The organism is Sphaerisporangium krabiense, assembly GCF_014200435.1.
Classification (GTDB): Bacteria; Actinomycetota; Actinomycetes; order Streptosporangiales; family Streptosporangiaceae; genus Sphaerisporangium; species Sphaerisporangium krabiense.
In genome coordinates, this window is record NZ_JACHBR010000003.1 from 99,161 (window position 1) to 116,891 (window position 17,731).

Sequence of the window (17,731 nt, forward strand, 5' to 3'; positions counted from 1 at the left end):
CCCCGCTCCCACCCAGCGACCGCCTTGGTGTGCGGTGGTCCGCCGTCCCGGACCAGGGCGGCTCCATCACCCCCCAAGCGGCCGACCAGCGTCCCGCGCGATGGTGTGCGGAAGGAGGCCCGCCGCTCGCCCGGCGCGCCCCGCGGCAGTACGGGAGGACAGTCATGCGACCACACGCGGGCATCACACCCATGACCACGCCTGCGACCGCCCCCACACCCGGCCCCACCGGCGCGACCCCCCGCAGGGCCGGCGGCCGCACCGAGGCCATCTCCGGGACCGAGGCCGCGATCGGGTCCCTGTCCGGGGCCGGGGCCAGGTCGGTGAGCGGGGTCGTGGCCGAGGGGATGCCCGAGGCCGTGACGGCGATCGGGACGGCGATCGGGACGGCGAGGCGACGGCCGCAGGTACGGGGGTGGGCCGCGTGACCGCCACCTCCGCCGCTGAGCCGGCCTCACGACGCCCGTCCCCGCCGTCCGCGCCGGTGTCCGCTTCGACGTCCCTGCCGACGGCGGCTCCGACGTCCCCCTCTCCGCCACCCCCTCCGAGGCACGCTCCGGCGGCGGCCGCACCCAAGGCCGTCCTTTCATCCGCGACGGAGGCCGCCGGGCCGCCGGGGGAGGAGCCGCCGCTGTGGGTGCGGTGCCCCGGATGCGCCGCCCCCCTGTACGGCGAGCACTTCCGGCGGGACCTGCGGGTCTGCCCCGCCTGCGCCCACCACGACCGGCTCGGCGCCGCCGAGCGCCTGGACCACCTGGTGGACCCCGGATCCTTCACCCCCCTGCCCGCCGCGCCCACGCTGGAGGACCCGCTGGGCTTCACCGACACCCGCCCTTACCCCCTTCGCCTGGAGCAGGCGCGCGGCGCCACCGGCCTGGAGGAGGCCGTGCTGTGCGGCCGGGCCGCCATCGGCGGGCACCACGCCGTCGTGGCCGTCATGGACTTCGCGTTCATGGGCGGCAGCCTGGGCTGCGCGGTCGGGGAGCGCGTGACCGCCGCCGCCGAGCACGCCCTGTCCGCGGGCATCCCGCTGGTGCTGGTCACCGCCTCCGGCGGCGCCCGCATGCAGGAGGGCGCGCTGGCGCTGATGCAGATGGCCAAGACCAGCCAGGCGCTGGGCGAGCTGGACGAGGCCGGGCTGCTGACGGTCTCGGTGGTCACCGACCCCACCTACGGGGGAGTGGCCGCCTCCTACGCCACCCTGGCCGACGTCATCCTCGCCGAGGCCGGGGCGCACATGGGCTTCGCCGGCCCCCGCGTGATCGCCGGCACCCTCGGCCAGACGCTGCCGGAGGGCTTCCAGACCGCAGAGACCCTGCTGGCCGGCGGCCTGGTGGACGGCGTCGTGCGCCGCGCCGAGCTGCGCGCCGCCGTGGCCCGGCTGCTGGCGGCGGCCTCCTGGGCCCGCCGGGGCCGCCCCGTCCCGCAAGCCTGGGCCACGGCCCCGCCGCTGGTGACCGACCCCGGCGACCCGCCCGGCGGGCGGCAGCCGGACGCCTGGGCCGCCGTCGCGCTGGCCCGCGACCCCGGCCGTCCCACCACCCTGGACTACGCCGCCCACCTGCTGGAGGACTTCCGCGAGCTGCGCGGCGACCGCGCCTCGGGGGACTGCCCGGCGATCGTGGCCGGGATCGGCCGCCTGGACCAGGTGCCGGTCATGCTGGTCGGCCACCAGAAGGGCCACGACACCCGCGAGCTGGTGGCACGCAACTTCGGCATGGGCACCCCCGCCGGGTTCCGCAAGGCGGCCCGCGCGATGCTGCTGGCCGGCAAGCTCGGCCTGCCGGTGGTCACCCTGATCGACACCCCCGGCGCCTATGCCGGGGTCGAGGCCGAGGCGGGCGGCCAGGCGCACGCCATCGCCGCGAGCCTGCGCCTGATGTCACGCCTGCCGGTGCCGGTCGTCTCGGTGGTGACCGGCGAGGGCGGCAGCGGCGGAGCCCTGGCGCTGGGGGTGGCCGACCGGGTGCTGGCCCTGTCCAACGCCGTCTACTCGGTGATCAGCCCCGAAGGGTGCGCGGCCATCCTGTGGCGCGACCCCTCCGCCGCGCCCGCCGCGGCGGCCGCGCTGCGCCTGGGCGCCCGCGACCTGCTGCGCCACCGGATCCTGGACGCGGTGATCCCCGAACCCGAGGGCGGCGCCCACCGCGACCCGGCGCGCACCGCCCACGCGGTCGGACGCGCCGTCGCCGCCGCCCTGCACGACCTCATCCCCGAGGACCCCGCGCGCCTGGTGCGGGCCCGCAAGGCACGTTTCCGCCGCTACGGGCTGCCCGCCTGACCCACCCGGCCTGCCCGTCCCGCTCCCCGGCATCCCGGTAATCGCCCGACCCTCGAAGGAGGACGCCCATGACAGCCGACACCACCACGCCACCCCCTCCCGCCGTGCCGCCGCCGGTCCCCGACGAGCGCGCGCAGGTCCTGGACTGGGTGGTCGGGCAGGCCGCCCGGCTCGGCTCGGCCGGCCGCGCCCCCTTGCGCAGGATCACCGTCTCCACCGCCACCCTGGCCGTCGACGTCCAATGGTCCTGCCCGCCGGAGCCGCCCGCGGCAGGGGAGGAGCCCCCCGCCGCGGGCCACTCCGCCGAGGAGGGGGACAGAGGGCGGGAGGGCGCGGTTCTGGTGACCGCGCCGATGGTCGGCACCTTCTACCGCGCCCGCGAACCGGGGGCGCCCCCGTTCGTCCAGGTCGGCGACCTGGTCGAGGCGGGCCAGCAGGTCGGCGTCATCGAGGCGATGAAGCTGATGAACGCCGTGCAGGCCGAGCGCGCCGGGCGGGTCAGCGAGATCGTCGCCGAGGACGGCGCCCCCGTGCAGTACGAGGACCCGCTGCTGGCCCTGGCGCCCTGCGACAGCCACTGACCGTTCACCCGGGCACACCCGGACGCTTGGAACCTGGAGCGCGATGTTCACCACAGTTCTGATCGCCAACCGGGGCGAGATCGCCCTGCGCGTGCTTCGGACGTGCCGCGAGATGGGCGTCCGCACGGTGGTCGCCCACTCGACCGTGGACCGCGACTCCCCGGCGGTGCGCCTGGCGGACGAGTCCATCCAGATCGGCCCGGCCGCCCCCCGGCGCAGCTACCTCAACGCGGCCGCGCTCATCGCCGCCGCGCGGCAGAGCGGGGCCGAGGCCATCCACCCCGGTTACGGCTTCCTGTCCGAGAGCGCGGAGTTCGCCGAGATCTGCCAGGCGCACGGCATCACCCTCATCGGCCCCGCGCCCGCCGTGATCGCCCGCCTGGGCGACAAGGTGTCGGCGCGCGAGTTCGCCGCCGAGGCGGGGCTGCCCCTGCTGCCCGGCGGCGACGGCCCGGCCGCCGGGGTGGGCGAGGCCGCCCGCACGGCCGCCGCGGTGGGGTACCCGGTGGTGCTGAAGGCCGCGGCGGGCGGCGGCGGCCGGGCGATGACGGTGGTGCACGACCCGGGCGACCTGGCCCGCGCCTACGCCGCCACCCGCCGCGAGGCGGTGGTCCTGTTCGGCGACGCGCGCGTCTACGTCGAGAAGTACCTGGACGCCGCCCGCCACGTGGAGGTGCAGATCCTCGCCGACGCCCACGGCCAGGTCCTGCACCTGGGGGCGCGCGACTGCTCGGTGCAGCGGCGCCGCCAGAAGCTCATCGAGGAGACCCCTCCGCCCGGGCTGCCGGCCGCCGCCGTGGAACGGCTGGGGGAGCTGAGCGTGCGGGCCGCCCACGCCGCCGGGTACACCGGCGCCGGGACCTTCGAGTACGTCGTGGACGAGCACGGCGCCTGCTACTTCATCGAGGTGAACTGCCGGCTGCAGGTGGAGCATCCGATCACCGAGATGGTCACCGGCATCGACCTGGTACGCGAACAGCTCCTGGTCGCGGCCGGCGGGCGGCTTTCACTGCGCCAGGAGGAGGTCGCGGCGGGCGGCGCGGCGATCGAGTGCCGCCTCAACGCCGAGGACCCGGCGCGGGGCTTCCTGCCCACGCCCGGGGTGGTGGAGGAGTTCGTCCCGCCCGGCGGCCCCTTCACCCGGGTCGACACCCACGCCGTGGCCGGGACGCGGATCACCGCCGACTACGACCCGCTGCTGGCGAAGGTGTCGGTGTGGGCGCCGACCCGGGCCGAGGCCCTGGCACGGGCGGACCGGGCGCTGGAGGAGTGCACGATCCGGGGACAGGGCGTTCGCACGAACGTGGCGTTCCTGCGCGAGGTCCTCGCCCACCCGCTGTTCCGCTACGCCAAGCACACCACCGCACTGGTCGAGCAGATGCGCGCCACCCCGATCACCTAGAGAATCTACAATGTAAAGGCCGGGGGAAGGCCGAGAAACCCTGACAGTCGCAGAAGAGCAAGACCCTCTACCACGAGAGATCCGCCCTGCCGTGGCAAGGGATCGACGCGACGCCCAGCAGGACCGCTCTAGCGGGCGTCGCGCACCAACAGCGCGATCTGGACCCGGTTGGCCAGCCCCAGCTTGGCCAGCGCACGACTGACGTGCGCCTTGACCGTGGTCTCGCTCATGGCGAGCTCGCGGGCGATCTCACCGTTGGACAGCCCGCGCGCCACGGCCTGGACGACCTGGCCCTCCCGCCCGGTCAGCACCGACAGCCGCGCCCGCGCCGCACGCACGTCCACGGCCTCCCGCGCGGCGAAGGCGTCGATGACCCTCCTGGTCACGGTGGGGGAGAGGATGGCACTGCCGGCCGCCACCGCGCGGACGGCGGCGATCAGGTCGCGGGGAGCGGTGTCCTTGAGCAGGAATCCGGCGGCCCCGGCACGCAGGGCGCCGTAGACGTACTCGTCGCGGTCGAAGGTGGTGAGCATGATCACCTTCGGCGGGCCGGGGAAGCGGTTGAGCTCGCTCAGCGCGGTGACGCCGTCCATGCCGGGCATGCGGACGTCCATGAGGATCACCTGGGGCCGGAAGCGGGTGGCCTCGGCCACCGCCTCGGCGCCGGTCGCGGCCTCGGCGACCACCTCGACGTCGCCGGCCGCCTGGAGGATCATGCGCAGGCCGGTGCGCACCAGGGCCTCGTCGTCGGCGATGAGGACGCGGATCATGTGGGCAGCCTCGCGTGGACCAGAAAGCCGCCGCCGGCGTCGGGCCGCGCGGCGAAGTGGCCGCCGAGGAGTTCGACGCGCTCGCGCAGCCCGATGAGGCCGAACCCGCCGCCCGGCCCGCCGCCCGGCCCACCGCCCGGCCCACCGCCCGGCCCACCGCCCGGGACGGCGGGCGGGACGGCGGGCGCCTCGCGCGGCGCGGCGTTTCGCACGATGACCTCCAGCGCCGTGGGCAGATGGCGCAGCAGGACGTGGGTGGGGACGGGGCCGGCGTGTTTGTGAATGTTGGTGAGGGCTTCCTGGATGACGCGGTAGGCGGTGTGCTGGACCAGGATCGGCAGCGCACCCGGGATGCCCTCCTCGTGCCGCTCCACCGGAACGCCCGCCGAGCGGGACTGGTCGAGCAGCCGGTCCAGGTCGGTGAGCACGGGCTGGGGGCGGAACGACTCGCCGTCCTCCTGGCCCAGGACGCCGAGAACGGCTCTGAGCTGGTCCAGGGCGTCGGCGCCCGTGGCGCGGATGAGTTCGGCCTCGGCCGCGGTCCTGTCGTCGGTGGCGTTGATCTCAAGGGCGCCGGCGCGCAGCACCATCAGGGAGATGCGGTGGGCCACCACGTCGTGCATGTCGCGGGCGATGCGGGCGCGTTCCTGCGCGCGGGCCTGCTCGGCGCGGGCCCGCTGCTGCTGGTCGGTCCGCTCGGCGCGCTCGCGCAGGGCGGCGACGACCTGCCTGCGGGCGGCCGTCCACAGGCCGAGGGCCAGGGGCAGCCAGGCGAACAGGCAGGCGGCGCCCAGGGAGGAGGCGAACGGGACGCCGGGACGGGGGGCGGCCGCCAGGAGCGTGGCCGCGGCGGCGTGGCCGGCGAGGGGGAGAGGGCGGCGGTAGGTGGTCGCGGCCACGTAGGTGGTGACCCCGAGCAGGAATCCCGGCCCGCGTATCACCGCGTCGACGGCCGCCAGCAGCAGCAGCGGCCCGCGTCTGCGGGGCAGGGCCCAGGCGGCGGCGACGGCCAGAGGCGCCAGGACGGCGGCCTGGAGAGGGAAGGGCACCGCGGCCAGGTCCCACAGGACGTACGGCCCGCCGAGCGGAATCAGGGCGGCGCCCAGGGCGGCGGCGGGCAGGGCGAGCCTGCCCGGCCGCGGGCGCGTCCATCGGGATGTCATCGGGTGCAGCCTAGAACGCTCACCAGCTCAGCAGGCGCAACCGGCGCGGCGGAGGCGTGATCGTCCGGCCGGGGAGAGGGTCGGCGGGCGCGCCGGGGAGAGTGCCGCGCAGCACGCGCACGCCCAGCGGCATCAGCGCCAGGCACAGGCCGGCGTACCAGAGCACGTCGGCGAGGTCGGCGGCCTTGAGCACGCCGCCCCACAGCGTCCCGGCCATGAGGAGCAGCAGGCCGCGGGCCAGGCCGAAGGTCGCCGAGCGGTAGGCGCCGATGGCCAGCACCAGCATGCCGGGGTACTGGCAGGCGGAGGCGAGCACCGGGACGTACCACGGCCCGTAGGAGATGTCGACGTAGGAGGAGGAGACGAACCGCATGGCGGCCTGTGCCCCGTGGGCGTCGGCGAGCTGGAAGGCGGTCTGGTCGACGCCGGCGAAGTACAGCCGGGCGAACAGGCCCAGCACGGTGAGCGTGCCGCCCCAGGCGGCCAGCTGCGGGCATCGCGGCGCGATGAGCCGGGCCAGGGTGATGTAGGCCGGGCACAGCAGCAGGGCCCCGGCGGCGAAGCAGGCCTGCCCGGCCAGCGCCAGAGCGGGGCTGGCCTGGTAGGCGGCCAGCTGCGAGGCGGCGGCGAACTCCTGACGGTCGAACCAGTCCATCTGGGCGGCGGTGAAGGGACCGGCGCGCAGGGCCAGGTAGCGCAGCAGCAGCGCGACGGTCCAGGCCACAGGACCGAGAACCAGAGCCGCGCCGCCGATGACCCGGCCGGGGAACCAGGTGCCGTGGCGGGTGAGAGCGGGGATCGTCGCCCATGCGCGGATGGCGGTGTGAGGCATGGCCGCCACTGTGCTCCACCGGCGGCGCGGGCACATCGGCCGATGGGCGTGCCGGGGGAGTCTCTTTGGTAGCGGCCGCGCGACTCGTTCGGAGGAGGGGCGGGGGCCGGAACGTGGGGAGGCCGCGCCGAGGGGGAGCCGGCCGTGGATGTCGGCGAGGTGCCGGCGCGCTCACTGTTCCGGTACGTCGGGCACGCCGCCGCACGGTCCAGCGGATGCGCTTTCCCTCGAATTGTCCATAAATCTACAATGTAAAGGTCGTCGGTAGTTACAAAACCACTCATACAAAAAAGACGTCAAAACCCTCCACTAGACGACCCTGTCGTCCATAACGAGAAAGGATCACCGCCTGGGTCGTGGTGTACGAGCGGCACCGCCGCCCTGTTCGCCGTCGACGGCAGGGCAGGTCGTCCGCTTCGAGCGGCTTCCCGCAGGCTGATCGGCCGAGGGACGCGGCCTGTCCAGGACAGTCCGATTCCTGTTAGGGGCGGCGGCGAGATCTTGTCGGGGCCCGGGGGAGTGGCCGACGCTGTGGGGGGCCGCGTGATCAGCGGCGACGTGGACGAGGTTTTCGCCCGTGGGCGGGCCGGCGGCATGAGGTGTGACGCCTGTCCCGGCGCGCCGTCTCGCGTGCGTACCGCCGCCGAGAGCTCGTCCGGTTCTTGCCGCGGCCTCCTTGTCCGCGTGCGCGCGAAGACCCGCTTCGGCGCGGGGGAGTGGGAGTCGGCCTCGGTGACCCCGGCGCCCGCTCCGCCCTAGGCGCCGGTCGCGGAAGAAGCCTCAGGTCCGGGTCGAACGTGGCGAGGCCGCACCCCCCGGGGAGTCGGGGGTGCGGCCTCAAGAGATGTCCGCCGATTCCGGCGGTCAGGGGTTACGGCAAGGTCGCCAGGTGGGGCTTGATCGTGCGGGAGAAGTTCCAGTTGTTGGAGGCGTCCCAGTTGATCGACCACGTCATGGCGCCGCGGATGCCGGGGTAGGTGCGCGGCGGGACGAAGCTGCCACAGTTGGTCTTGGTGGCCAGGCAGTCCAGGGCCTGGTTGACCAGGCCGGGGGAGACCACGCCACCGCCGGCGGCGCCCGGTCCGGCCGGCAGGCCGAGGGCGACCTGGTCGGGACGCAGGCCGTTCTCCAGCTGGATGCAGGCCAGGGCGGTCATGAAGTTGACGGTGCCCTGGGAGTAGGCCTGGGACTGGTCACAGCCGAGCATGGACCCGGAGTTGTAGAACTGGGTGTGCACGACGGTGAGGATGTCCTTGATGGCCAGCGCGAGCTGGAAGTAGGTCATCCCGGTGGACTGCATGTCGATGGTCTGCGGGGCCATCGTGATGATCAGGTCGGCGCCGGCCTTGGCGCGCAGCTTGCGCAGGGCGTCGGCCATGTAGGTGGCGTTGAGGCCGTTCTCCAGGTCGATGTCGACGCCGTCGAAGCCGTAGCTCTGCATGAGGGCGTAGGCGCTGTCGGCGAACGCGGTGGCGGCGGAGGAGCTGCCGACCTGGACGCGGCCGGCCTCACCGCCGACCGACAGGATGACCTTCTTGCCGCGGGCGTGCAGGGACTGGATGTCGGCCTTGAACTCGGCCTCGGTGTAGCCGCCGACGGCGGTGGCCAGGGCGGGGTCGAGCTGGAAGGACAGCTGGCCGGGGGTGGAGGTGGCCTCGGCGAAGGCGATGGCGATCAGGTCGTAGTCGTTCGGCACGGCGCTGAGCTTCAGCTCCACGGCCGGGTTGACGAAGTTGTGCCAGTAGCCGGTGAGGAAGTGCTTGGGCAGCGGGCCGCCGGTGGTGCAGCCGGTGGTGGTGGCGGTGACGGCGTCGCTGGCCGGGCTCTCGCCCTGGGCGTTGTAGGCCTTGACCGTGTAGGTGTGGGACTCGCAGCTGCCCAGCGAGCCGACCGTGGCGCTGGTGCCGGTGACCTGGGCCTTCTGCGTGGTGCCCTCGTAGACGCGGTAGCCGGTCACGGTGCCGGACGAGGCGCTCCAGGACAGGGCGATCGAGGTCGCGCCGGCGGTGGCGGTGGGCGTGCCGGGCTTGCCGGGGACGCTGGCGCAGCCGGTGGTGGTGGCGGACACGTCACGGCCCGCCGACTCGCCCACGGAGTTGTAGGCCTTGATGGTGTAGGTGTGGCTCTCACAGGTGCCGAGCCCGCTGATGGTGGTGCTGGTGCCGGTGACCTGGGCCTTTTGCGTGGTGCCCTCGTAGACGCGGTAGCCGGTCACGGTGCCGGTGGAGGCGCCCCAGCTCAGCGCGATGCTGGTGTCGGTCGTGGTCGCCGAGGCGGTGCCGGGCTGGCCGGGGGCGCCGGTGTTGCCGCCGGTGGTGGTCGCCGACACCGCGGCGCTGGCCGCCGAGCGGTTGCCCGCGGCGTCACGGGCCCGGATCGTGTAGCTGTAGGTCGTCTGAGCGGTCAGACCCGAGTCGGTGTAGCTGGTGCCGGTCGCCGTCGTCACCAGCGTCGTGCCGCGGTAGACCTCATAACCGGTCACACCGACGTTGTCGGTGGAGGCGTTCCACGCCAGCGAGACGCTGTTGGAAGTCGTGGCGGTGACGCGGACGTTGCCGGGGACCGACGGCGCGGTGGTGTCGGTTCCGCTACCGCCCGCCGGGGCCCACAGCGCCGGCACGTTCGGCGGCTCCCAGCCGGGCAGCGAGGTGTGGGCCTGCACGCACCGGTAGTCCTGCCCGTTGTAACTCACGATCGTACCGGCGGTGTAAGCGGTGTTCGGCGCCCAGGCGGCAGCCGCGGCGGCCACCGTCGAGGAGGAGGTCTTGGCGACGATGGCGGTGGGGGAGGCCGCGACGGCGGCCCCGGGCGTGAGGGACACGGCCGCCGTGCTGAGCACGAGGGTGGCGAGCAGAATGATGGGATTTCGTTTCGGGCGCATGGGAGTCCTCGGCCTGGGGGGATTTGGGCGCGCGTTGTCGGGGACCACGCTTTCTTTTAGGAAAGTTTCCTAAGAGTTGCCGAGATCGTAGCTTTTGTTCCCAACCCGTCACAAGGCCTAAACCCCATCCCGCCGGAACCGGCCCCCACCAGCCCTGACCTCACCCCCGTTTGGCACGCTCCATCGAACCGCCCGGGCCTGAACGACACCCGGGGGAGAGGAGGAGAAGATCGCAGAGGAGGAGGCCGTGGGATACGGACACTCCGGGGCTCAATGGTGGCGGCCACGGCCTGAACCCCGGCGGCGCAGTCCCGAAGCCGGGCAGGCGCGGCAGCCCGGCCACCGTCGGCGCCGACGCCGGGGTAGCGCTCATGTGACGATCACGCCTCGACCCGTCCCGAGACGAAGCAAGCCGAAAACCACACCGGCGGTCACGGCCCGGCACGGTCGATGATCGGCAGACGAGCCGGGACACGAGAGGGGCTCGGCCGGTGTAGGCGCGGCGGGAACGCCACGTTCCTGCGGGCGTCCTGGCGCCGTACGGGACCGCGCACCCGACGACGGAGCGGCCGGCGATCCGTCCAGCGGCGCGACGCCAGTCCTGCACGCCGTGCGCCCCGGCCGGATCCGAGGGGTTCTCAGCGGCGAGGGGAGGCGTCCCGTGTTTGATGCATAAGTGCGATTATGCATCAAATGCAGGTGAGAGGGGCTCGATAGGGGCCTGCACACCACCCGCGACCGCCCACGATAACACCCACCCTCGTGGAGATCCACGTGCTGCGCGCCTCGGCCGCCACCGTGACAAGCTCCGCGCGCGCGGACCGAGCCGCAGCGCGGGCCGCACGCGGCCACACCGCGGAACCGCCGCGGTCGCGCATGGCCTCGAGCGTCGCCGGCCCCGCAGCACTCACGGAGATCACGACGGCGCAAGGACCCGCCGGCGGCTCGGTACCGGACATACGTGCCCGCCAGCGCCGCCCGGCCGTCGCACCACGGCACCACCCACAGGTTCCATGCCTGAGAGCCCAGATCGATGCCGTGCGCCTGTCGTCAGCCGATACGTGCCCTGAGTCCTCGGACCGCCGGGCCGTACGCGCGGCCGGTCCGCCCGCGCCACACCTTGAAGCCCCTCCCCGAGGATCCTCCCTCGGGGAGGGTCCCCTCGCCCGTGCATACCGTCACGGCCGGTCACTATCCGTGGCCGGCGGGGGCCCGGCGGGGTCGGTGGTGTCGGCGAGGGTTTCCAGGACGCGGCGGCAGTACTGCGACAGGTAGTCGCGCAGGACGCCTTCGGCGTGCTCGGTGTCGCCGCGGGCGGCCAGGCGGGCCAGCTCGCGGTGATATTGGAGCCCGTGGGCGACGTGCCGCCCGGCCAGGTAGCGGTTGACGATGTCGCGCAGGTCCTCGATGACGCCCATGGTGAACGGGTTGCCCTCGGCGTCGTACAGCTCGCGGTAGAACGCGACGCGTTCGTCCCGCAGCCCGCCCGGTTCGTGCGGCCCGTCCAGCGCCTCCCCCAGTTCCCGCAGCCGCGCGGCGCGGGCGGAGGTCATCGTGGCGATGGACGCGCGCAACGCGTGGGTCTCCACCAGCGCGCGCAGCGCGTAGATCTCGCGCACCTGTTCGACGGTCAGGGTGCGCACGACCGCGCCGCGGTGAGGGTGGAAGGACACCAGCCCTTCGCTCTCCAGTTGCATCAAGGCGGTGCGCACGGGGATGCGGGAGACGCCGATGCGTTCGGCGAGCTCCTCCTGGCGAAGCCGCAGGCCCGGGGCCAGGGCGCCGGTGATGATGCCCTGGCGCAGCAGTTCGTAGGCCAGTTGCCCGGCGGTGCGGCCGTCCCGGGGGTGTCCCGCGACCAGCCGGCCGAACAACTCGCTCATGCGACGTGCCTGGGGGTGCCCTCGGGCAGGGCCTCGGCGAGGATCTCGATGTCGACCTGGGCGCCGATGGCCAGGCCGCCGGCCTCCAGGGCGCGGTTGAAGGTGACGCCGAAGTCCTCGCGGTCGATGGCGGTGGTGGCGGCGAACGCCAGCAGCGGGACGCCGTTGTCGGCGTGACGGCCGAGGAAACGGGCCTCCAGGGGGACGGGGCGGGTGACCCCCCGCAGGGTCAGCTCCCCCAGCACGGTGAAGGCGCCGTCGTGGCCTGCTTCCAGGCCGGTGGAGGTGTAGGTGATGGAGGGGTGGGCGGCGGCGTCGAGGAAGTCCGGTGAGCGCAGATGCTCGTCGCGGCGGGCGACGCCGCTGCTGACCGAGGCGGCGTCGATGGTGACGTCCAGCCGCGACCGCCCGGGCTCGGCGTCGATGGCGATGTTCCCGGCGACGGCGTCGAAACGGCCGCGGACCCGCGCGACGACCAGGTGCTGCACGGTGAACTGGACGGTGGTGTGCCGGGGGTCGATCTCCCACAGGCCCGGCGCGGGCAGGGTGGTGTGGCTCATCGTGCTTCCTTTTCGATGGGTGATCCGACGGTGCTCCCCCACTCGGTCCAGGAGCCGTCGTAGATGCGTACGTGGTCCCAGCCGAGCAGTTCGCGCATCGCGAACCACAGCAGGCTGGCGCGGTGGCCGAGGCGGCAGTAGGCGACGACCCGCGCGGTCTGGTCGGGTGCGGCGCCGGCGGCGCGGAACAGCGCCTCCAGTTGGCCGGGCGGGCGCAGGGTGAAGGTGTCGTCGAGCAGGCTGTTGAAGGGCAGGCTGACCGCGCCGGGGATGTGGCCGTGCCGTTCGGCGCCGTGGTCGGGCCCGGTGCCGGGTTTGACGCGTTCGCCGTGGTATTCCTCGGGGTAGCGGCCGTCCAGCAGCAGCGTGCCGGGGTCGCCGACCAGGCCGAGCAGTTCCTGCCGGTAGATGCGGGTGGCGTCGTCGCGGTCCCGGCCGGCCGGCGGGTAGGGCACGGGGGTCACTTCGGGCACGGTTGTGGTCAGCGGGTGGCCGGCGCGGGTCCAGGCGCCGCGGCCGCCGTTGAGGACGCGCACGTCGGCGTGCCCGTTCAGCTGCTTGAACACCCAGTAGCCGTAGGTGGCGAACTGGCCGCGGCCGCTGTAGAGCACCAGCGTGGAGTCCGGTCCGGCCCCGAGCCCGCCCAGCACCGCGGCCGCCTGCGCCGGGGTCAGGAATTCCCGCTCACGCGGGTCCCAGTACAGGTCCTTCCAGAACACGTGCCGGGCGCCGGGGATGTGCCCGGCGGAGTAGTCGTCGATGTCGGGTTCGTACTGCACCTCCACGACGACGGTCGCGGGGTCCTCCAGCCGTGCGGCCAGCCAGTCGGCGTCTACCAGGGCAGCCATGCGCGCCGCCCCTCCTTTCTGATCACGTGTCCGAGCCCGGGATGGGGGAAGTGCCCGAAGGCCACCAGCGTGCCGGTGTCCTCCAGCTCGGCCAGGGTGCGTTCACGGGTGGCCACGGCCTGCTCGGGGTCGAAGTCGAAGCGCTGCGCCCACCCCGTCTCCCGCAGCACGACCGGGTGGTGGGCCAGGTCGCCCAGCAGGAACGCCTCGCGGTCGCCGAGCGCGTACCCGGTGTGGCCGGGGGTGTGGCCGGGCAGCGCGACGGCCCGCAGCGAGGGGGTCACGCGGTGGCCGTCCTCGATCAGCCGCAGGACGCCCAGCTCCTCCAGAGGCAGGGCCTGCTGGACGATGTTGGGGTGCTTGTGCTCAAGGTCGCGGTAGTGCTCCCAGTCGGCGCGCGGCACCAGGTAGCGGGCATTGGGGAAACGCGGCCGCGGATCCTGGCCGGGGTCCAGGACGAGATTCCAGCCGACGTGGTCGGGGTGCAGGTGGGTGAACACCACCAGGTCCACCTCGGCCGGGGTGTACCCGGCCTCGGCGAGCTCCTCCAGCAGGGCAGCGGGACGGGCCAGGCCGCCGGGCGGGCCGAGGTAGGGACCCCAGCCGGTGTCGACCAGGACGACCTTGCCGTCGGTCTCCACCAGGTAGCCGCCGAAGTTCAGCGGCCGCCCGTCCTGCCCCTCCCAGGCCTGAGCGGGAACGCCCGGGAAGTGCCAGGCGCGGTCAAGCGGGTGCTCGCCGTCGCGCAGCGCGACGATCTCGGCGGCGCCGACGCTCACGCGGACGGCCATGCGCCCTCCCCGGCTCCCGCACCCGCCGCCACGAAAGGCGTGGAGATCCAGCCCGGCCGCCAGGGCAGGCCGGCGCGGCCGCACAGCGCCCGCAGCGCCGCCTGCGCGGCGGCCACCAGCTCCTGCTGCGCCACCCCGACCAGCCGGCCGTGCCGCTTACGGACATGCCCGTCGACCAGCACGGTGTCCACGTCGGCGGGCTGGGCGGAGTGCACCACGGCCACCGCCGGGTCGGCCACCGGCGCCATGTCCAGCCCGCCGGTGCGGATCAGCACCACATCGGCCCGCTTGCCCACCGTCAGCGACCCGGTCACCTGCGAAAGCCCCAGCGCGTGCGCCCCCTCCAAGGTGGCAACCCGCAGAATGTCCCGCGGAGTCACCGCCCCGGCGTCACCCGCGGCGGTGTTGGCCAGGCCCAGCGCGACACGCATCGCCTGGAAGGGGTCGGCGCTCGCGGCGATGGCGGTGGTGTCCAGCGACAGGCTCACCCGCACCCCCGCCCGCCGCAACCGCAGCACCGACGGCAGCCCCATCGCCAGCCGCAGCTCCGACAGCGGGCTCACCGTCACCGCCACCCCGTGCGCCGCCAGCCTGCCCAGATCCTCCTGGTCCAGATACAGGCAGTGCGCCAGCAGCAGGTCCGCACCCAGCAGCCCCTCGCCGTCCAGCACGGCCACCTGGCGGATGCGCTCCACCTCCCCGCGCGTCCCGGCGCAGTGCATCGCCACCGGCAGGCCCAGCTCACGCGCCGCGGCGAACTCCGCCCGGTACACCTGCGGCGCCGAGCGGGCCGGGCCGCGCACGTTCACCCCCACCGACACCAGCCCCTGCCCGGCGTGCCCGGCGGCCAGCCGCGCCACATCCGAGAAGTCCATCGCCTCGTCGTAGCCCGCGCCGCGGCCGCCCATCAGGCGGCGCATCCGCTCGGCGGGAATGGACGGGTGGGCCGAGGGGGCGCCGTAGGAGAAACGCGCCCGCACCCCGAGCTCGGCCAGCGCCGCCACATCGGCGTCGGCGTGCTCGGGGCCCAGCACGTTGTGCGCCCAGTCGTGCACGGTCGTGATCCCCGCCGCCAGCCCCTCGGCCGCGGCCAGCCGCACCCCCAGATAGGTGTCCTGCGGGGTGAAGTAGGGGCCGAGCAGGCCCTTGCGGGCGAACCAGCCCTCCTCGGGGCCATCGCCCACCACGCCGCGCAGCAACGTGCCCCACAGATGCCAGTGGGTGTCCACGAACCCCGGCACCGCGATCATCCCCGCCGCGTCGATCACCTGCGCCCCGGGCGCGGAGAGATCCGGGCCGATCGCGGCGATGCGCCCGGAGCGCACCTCGATGTCGGCCACCGGCAGGTCGCCCAGATCGTCATCGACGGTGAGCGCGCTCACCCCCCGGATCAGCAGATGGTCACTCGGAGAAGGCATGGGTGTCCCCTTTGAGCAGGCGCCAGATCTCCTGGCGCAGATCGGTGAAACGCGGGTCCCCGCGCACGGCGTGCTCATCGCGCGGGTAGGCGAACGGCACCTCCAGCTCGGCGGCGACCCTCCCTGGGCGCGGGGTGAACACCGCCACGCGCTGGGACAGAAACAGCGCCTCGTCCACGCTGTGGGTGACGAACACGATCGTCTTGCCGGTGAGCCGCCAGATCCGCAGCAACTCCACCTGCATCAGCTCGCGGGTCTGGGCGTCCAGCGCGCCGAACGGCTCGTCCATCAGCAGCACCTGCGGATCCACGGCCAGGGCGCGGGCGATGCCCACCCGCTGCTGCATGCCGCCCGACAGCTCGTGCGGCCGGTGCCCGGCGAACTCCGACAGCCCGACCATCTCCACGTACTCGGCGGCGATCCGCTCCCGCTCGGCCCGCGAACGCACCACGCCCTCCAACGGGAAGGCGACGTTGCCCAGCACCGTCCGCCACGGCAACAGGCGGAAATCCTGGAAGACGAACGCCCGGTCGCGGCCCGGCCCGCTCACCGCCACCCCGCCCACCCCGATCCGCCCGCCGCTGACCGGCACCAGCCCGTCGATCGCCTTCAGCAGCGTGGTCTTGCCGCAGCCGCTCGGCCCGAGCAGGCTGACGAACCCGCCGGCCTCGACCCGCAGATCCACCCCCGCGAGCGCCGGGGTCGGCGAACCCCGGCGCCCGGCGGGGTAGGACTTGGTCACGGCCTCGATCTCGATCGCGCTCACGCGCCCACCTCCGCACGCCCCGCCGACAGACGACGGCCGGCCAAGCCGACCAGGCCGGTGAGCGCGGCCCCCACCGCCAGCGCCACCAGCGCCACGGCGAACACCTCATCGGCGTCCAGCCGGGCACGGGCATCGCTCAGCAGCGTGCCGATCCCGGGATGACCCACCAGGAACTGGCCCACCACCACGGCCATCAGCGCGCGCTGCACGCTGATGCGCAGCCCCGCCGCGATGTGCGGCAGCGCCCCCGGCAGCACCACCGCCGTCAGCAACCGCCGCCCGCCCACCCCGTAGGCGCGGGCCAGTTCCCCATAGGCGTGCAACGCCTGCCGGGTGCCGGCCGCCGCCGGGAACACCAGCATCACCCCGGCCGCCAGCACGATGGTGGCCACAAGGAACCGCTCACCGATCCCGAACCACACCACCATCAGCGGCACCAGCGCGATCAGCGGCGCCGAGTACAGCGCCACCAGATACGGCTCCAGCGCCACGGCCGCCGTCCGGTACCGGCCGATCACATACCCCGCCGCCACTCCAAGGACCGCGGCCGCCGCCCACCCGGCCAGCAGCGTGCCCACCGTGCCGGCCACCAGACCCGGCAGGTCGCCCTCGACCGCCAGGCGGGCCAGCTCACCGGCCACCCGCACCGGCGAGGAGGTGACCTGCGGCCACACCAGCCCCGCCACCTGCCAGGCCACCAGCGCCACCACGACACCCGCCGCCCTCACGAGGCCACCTGCCACGGGGTCAGGCGCAGCTCCAACCGGCGCAATCCCACGTTCACCGCCAGGCCCACGGCCATGACCGAGGCCAGCGCCGCGATCAGCTCCGCCGTGCGAAACGCCGACCCCAGCGTGTAGATCAGCCCGCCGATGCCGCTGCTCTCCAGGAAGAACCCGGCCAGCACCACCCCCACCAGCGCGTGCAGCAATCCCAGCCGCAGCCCGCCCAGCACATACGGCCGCGCCGCGGGGAGCACCACCGCGTACAGCATCCGGCTCCGCGGCACGCAGTAGGAGCGGGCCAGCTCCACGTGCGAGGCCTCCAGCGCCCGCACCCCGTCGCGCACGGTGAAGAACACCTCGAAGAACCCGAACGCCACGATCAGCACGATCTTGGCCAGGTCCTCCAGCCCGAACCACAACGCGACCAGCGGCACCAGCGCGATGCGCGGCGTCAGGAACAGCGCGCCCAGCACAGGGGAGACCAGCCGGTCCAGCGGCCGGTACCAGCCCAGCAGCACCCCCAGCCCCACCCCGCCCACCGCGGCCACCACCATCGCCGCCGCCACCTGCAGCGCCGTCTCGCCCCACGCCCGGCCCAGCTCACCGCCGCCGGCCAGCTCCACCGCCGCGCCAGCCACCCGCGCCGGCGTGGGAAGGATCGCCGCGGGAGTGCGCTGGGCCACCTGCTGCCACACCGTCAGCAGCACCACCAGCGTGCCGGCCCGCACCAGCCAGTCCCGCACCCCCGGCGCGAGCCCCGCCCACGCCCGCGGCGCACCCCGCCGCGGCGAGACGGCGGGCGCGACCGGCACAGGGGACGTGGGGGACAC

Annotated in this window: 16 protein-coding genes; 4 read left to right on the forward strand and 12 right to left on the reverse strand. The window is 74.1% G+C overall.

Features of this window, described 5'->3' with window-relative positions; all coding sequences use genetic code 11:
* Nucleotides 1–191 precede the first annotated feature (191 nt).
* From BJ981_RS38860 to BJ981_RS35430, 4 genes are all read left to right on the forward strand, one after another.
* Entirely contained in the window at nucleotides 192–428 is a 237-nt protein-coding gene (locus tag BJ981_RS38860) for a hypothetical protein (protein ID WP_184617875.1), read from the forward strand.
* Between the two features lie 209 nt (nucleotides 429–637).
* Nucleotides 638–2,281 (forward strand): acetyl-CoA carboxylase carboxyl transferase subunit alpha, encoded by a 1,644-nt coding sequence (gene accA / locus BJ981_RS35420; protein ID WP_239139058.1) that lies wholly within the window; start codon nucleotides 638–640, stop codon nucleotides 2,279–2,281.
* A gap of 68 nt (nucleotides 2,282–2,349) precedes the next feature.
* Entirely contained in the window at nucleotides 2,350–2,862 is a 513-nt protein-coding gene (locus BJ981_RS35425; RefSeq protein WP_184617876.1) for an acetyl-CoA carboxylase biotin carboxyl carrier protein, read from the forward strand.
* Nucleotides 2,863–2,905: 43 nt separating this feature from the next.
* On the forward strand, nucleotides 2,906–4,264 hold the full coding sequence (locus tag BJ981_RS35430; RefSeq protein WP_184617877.1) for an acetyl-CoA carboxylase biotin carboxylase subunit: 1,359 nt from the start codon (nucleotides 2,906–2,908) through the stop codon (nucleotides 4,262–4,264).
* A 128-nt stretch (nucleotides 4,265–4,392) separates the two neighbouring features.
* On the opposite strand, the gene BJ981_RS35435 is transcribed toward BJ981_RS35430, so the two are convergent.
* The 12 genes from BJ981_RS35435 to BJ981_RS35490 form a co-directional block, all read right to left on the reverse strand.
* A complete protein-coding gene (locus BJ981_RS35435; RefSeq protein WP_184617878.1) occupies nucleotides 4,393–5,034 on the reverse strand; it encodes a response regulator in 642 nt (213 codons plus the stop codon).
* A complete protein-coding gene (locus tag BJ981_RS35440; RefSeq protein WP_184617879.1) occupies nucleotides 5,031–6,197 on the reverse strand; it encodes a sensor histidine kinase in 1,167 nt (388 codons plus the stop codon). Before BJ981_RS35440 ends, BJ981_RS35435 begins: the two co-directional genes overlap by 4 nt.
* A gap of 19 nt (nucleotides 6,198–6,216) precedes the next feature.
* Nucleotides 6,217–7,029, reverse strand: a complete 813-nt coding sequence (locus BJ981_RS35445; RefSeq protein WP_184617880.1) for a hypothetical protein — start codon at nucleotides 7,027–7,029, stop codon at nucleotides 6,217–6,219.
* Between the two features lie 871 nt (nucleotides 7,030–7,900).
* Nucleotides 7,901–9,910, reverse strand: a complete 2,010-nt coding sequence (locus BJ981_RS35450; RefSeq protein ID WP_184617881.1) for a fibronectin type III domain-containing protein — start codon at nucleotides 9,908–9,910, stop codon at nucleotides 7,901–7,903.
* A gap of 1,178 nt (nucleotides 9,911–11,088) precedes the next feature.
* The gene (locus BJ981_RS35455) at nucleotides 11,089–11,793 is read right to left on the reverse strand and encodes a GntR family transcriptional regulator (RefSeq protein ID WP_184617882.1); all 705 of its coding nucleotides are present in this window, start codon (nucleotides 11,791–11,793) and stop codon (nucleotides 11,089–11,091) included.
* A complete protein-coding gene (locus BJ981_RS35460; protein ID WP_184617883.1) occupies nucleotides 11,790–12,353 on the reverse strand; it encodes a YceI family protein in 564 nt (187 codons plus the stop codon). Before BJ981_RS35460 ends, BJ981_RS35455 begins: the two co-directional genes overlap by 4 nt.
* Nucleotides 12,350–13,201, reverse strand: a complete 852-nt coding sequence (locus tag BJ981_RS35465; RefSeq protein WP_184617884.1) for a sulfurtransferase — start codon at nucleotides 13,199–13,201, stop codon at nucleotides 12,350–12,352. The genes BJ981_RS35460 and BJ981_RS35465 overlap by 4 nt, the downstream gene beginning before the upstream one ends.
* Complete coding sequence (locus BJ981_RS35470; protein ID WP_184617885.1) at nucleotides 13,186–13,992, reverse strand: MBL fold metallo-hydrolase; 807 nt, start codon at nucleotides 13,990–13,992, stop codon at nucleotides 13,186–13,188. Before BJ981_RS35470 ends, BJ981_RS35465 begins: the two co-directional genes overlap by 16 nt.
* A complete protein-coding gene (locus BJ981_RS35475; RefSeq protein ID WP_184617886.1) occupies nucleotides 13,977–15,410 on the reverse strand; it encodes an amidohydrolase family protein in 1,434 nt (477 codons plus the stop codon). The genes BJ981_RS35470 and BJ981_RS35475 overlap by 16 nt, the downstream gene beginning before the upstream one ends.
* Nucleotides 15,394–16,176, reverse strand: coding sequence for an ABC transporter ATP-binding protein (locus BJ981_RS35480; RefSeq protein WP_184617887.1), 783 nt, complete (start codon nucleotides 16,174–16,176; stop codon nucleotides 15,394–15,396). Before BJ981_RS35480 ends, BJ981_RS35475 begins: the two co-directional genes overlap by 17 nt.
* Nucleotides 16,173–16,904, reverse strand: coding sequence for an ABC transporter permease (locus tag BJ981_RS35485; RefSeq protein WP_184617888.1), 732 nt, complete (start codon nucleotides 16,902–16,904; stop codon nucleotides 16,173–16,175). The genes BJ981_RS35480 and BJ981_RS35485 overlap by 4 nt, the downstream gene beginning before the upstream one ends.
* Nucleotides 16,901–17,731: an ABC transporter permease gene (locus BJ981_RS35490; protein ID WP_239139059.1), complete on the reverse strand. Its 831-nt coding sequence runs from the start codon at nucleotides 17,729–17,731 to the stop codon at nucleotides 16,901–16,903. The genes BJ981_RS35485 and BJ981_RS35490 overlap by 4 nt, the downstream gene beginning before the upstream one ends.

What these genes read in the sequence shown, in the direction of transcription:
- BJ981_RS35460 (WP_184617883.1), bottom strand. Translation starts at nt 12,353, where the DNA reads ATGAGCCACACCACCCTGCCCGCGCCGGGCCTGTGGGAGATCGACCCC.
- BJ981_RS38860 (WP_184617875.1), top strand. Translation starts at nt 192, where the DNA reads ATGACCACGCCTGCGACCGCCCCCACACCCGGCCCCACCGGCGCGACC.
- BJ981_RS35425 (WP_184617876.1), top strand. Translation starts at nt 2,350, where the DNA reads ATGACAGCCGACACCACCACGCCACCCCCTCCCGCCGTGCCGCCGCCG.
- BJ981_RS35465 (WP_184617884.1), bottom strand. Translation starts at nt 13,201, where the DNA reads ATGGCTGCCCTGGTAGACGCCGACTGGCTGGCCGCACGGCTGGAGGAC.
- BJ981_RS35475 (WP_184617886.1), bottom strand. Translation starts at nt 15,410, where the DNA reads ATGCCTTCTCCGAGTGACCATCTGCTGATCCGGGGGGTGAGCGCGCTC.
- BJ981_RS35470 (WP_184617885.1), bottom strand. Translation starts at nt 13,992, where the DNA reads ATGGCCGTCCGCGTGAGCGTCGGCGCCGCCGAGATCGTCGCGCTGCGC.
- BJ981_RS35440 (WP_184617879.1), bottom strand. Translation starts at nt 6,197, where the DNA reads ATGACATCCCGATGGACGCGCCCGCGGCCGGGCAGGCTCGCCCTGCCC.
- BJ981_RS35445 (WP_184617880.1), bottom strand. Translation starts at nt 7,029, where the DNA reads ATGCCTCACACCGCCATCCGCGCATGGGCGACGATCCCCGCTCTCACC.
- BJ981_RS35455 (WP_184617882.1), bottom strand. Translation starts at nt 11,793, where the DNA reads ATGAGCGAGTTGTTCGGCCGGCTGGTCGCGGGACACCCCCGGGACGGC.
- BJ981_RS35435 (WP_184617878.1), bottom strand. Translation starts at nt 5,034, where the DNA reads ATGATCCGCGTCCTCATCGCCGACGACGAGGCCCTGGTGCGCACCGGC.
- BJ981_RS35450 (WP_184617881.1), bottom strand. Translation starts at nt 9,910, where the DNA reads ATGCGCCCGAAACGAAATCCCATCATTCTGCTCGCCACCCTCGTGCTC.
- BJ981_RS35430 (WP_184617877.1), top strand. Translation starts at nt 2,906, where the DNA reads ATGTTCACCACAGTTCTGATCGCCAACCGGGGCGAGATCGCCCTGCGC.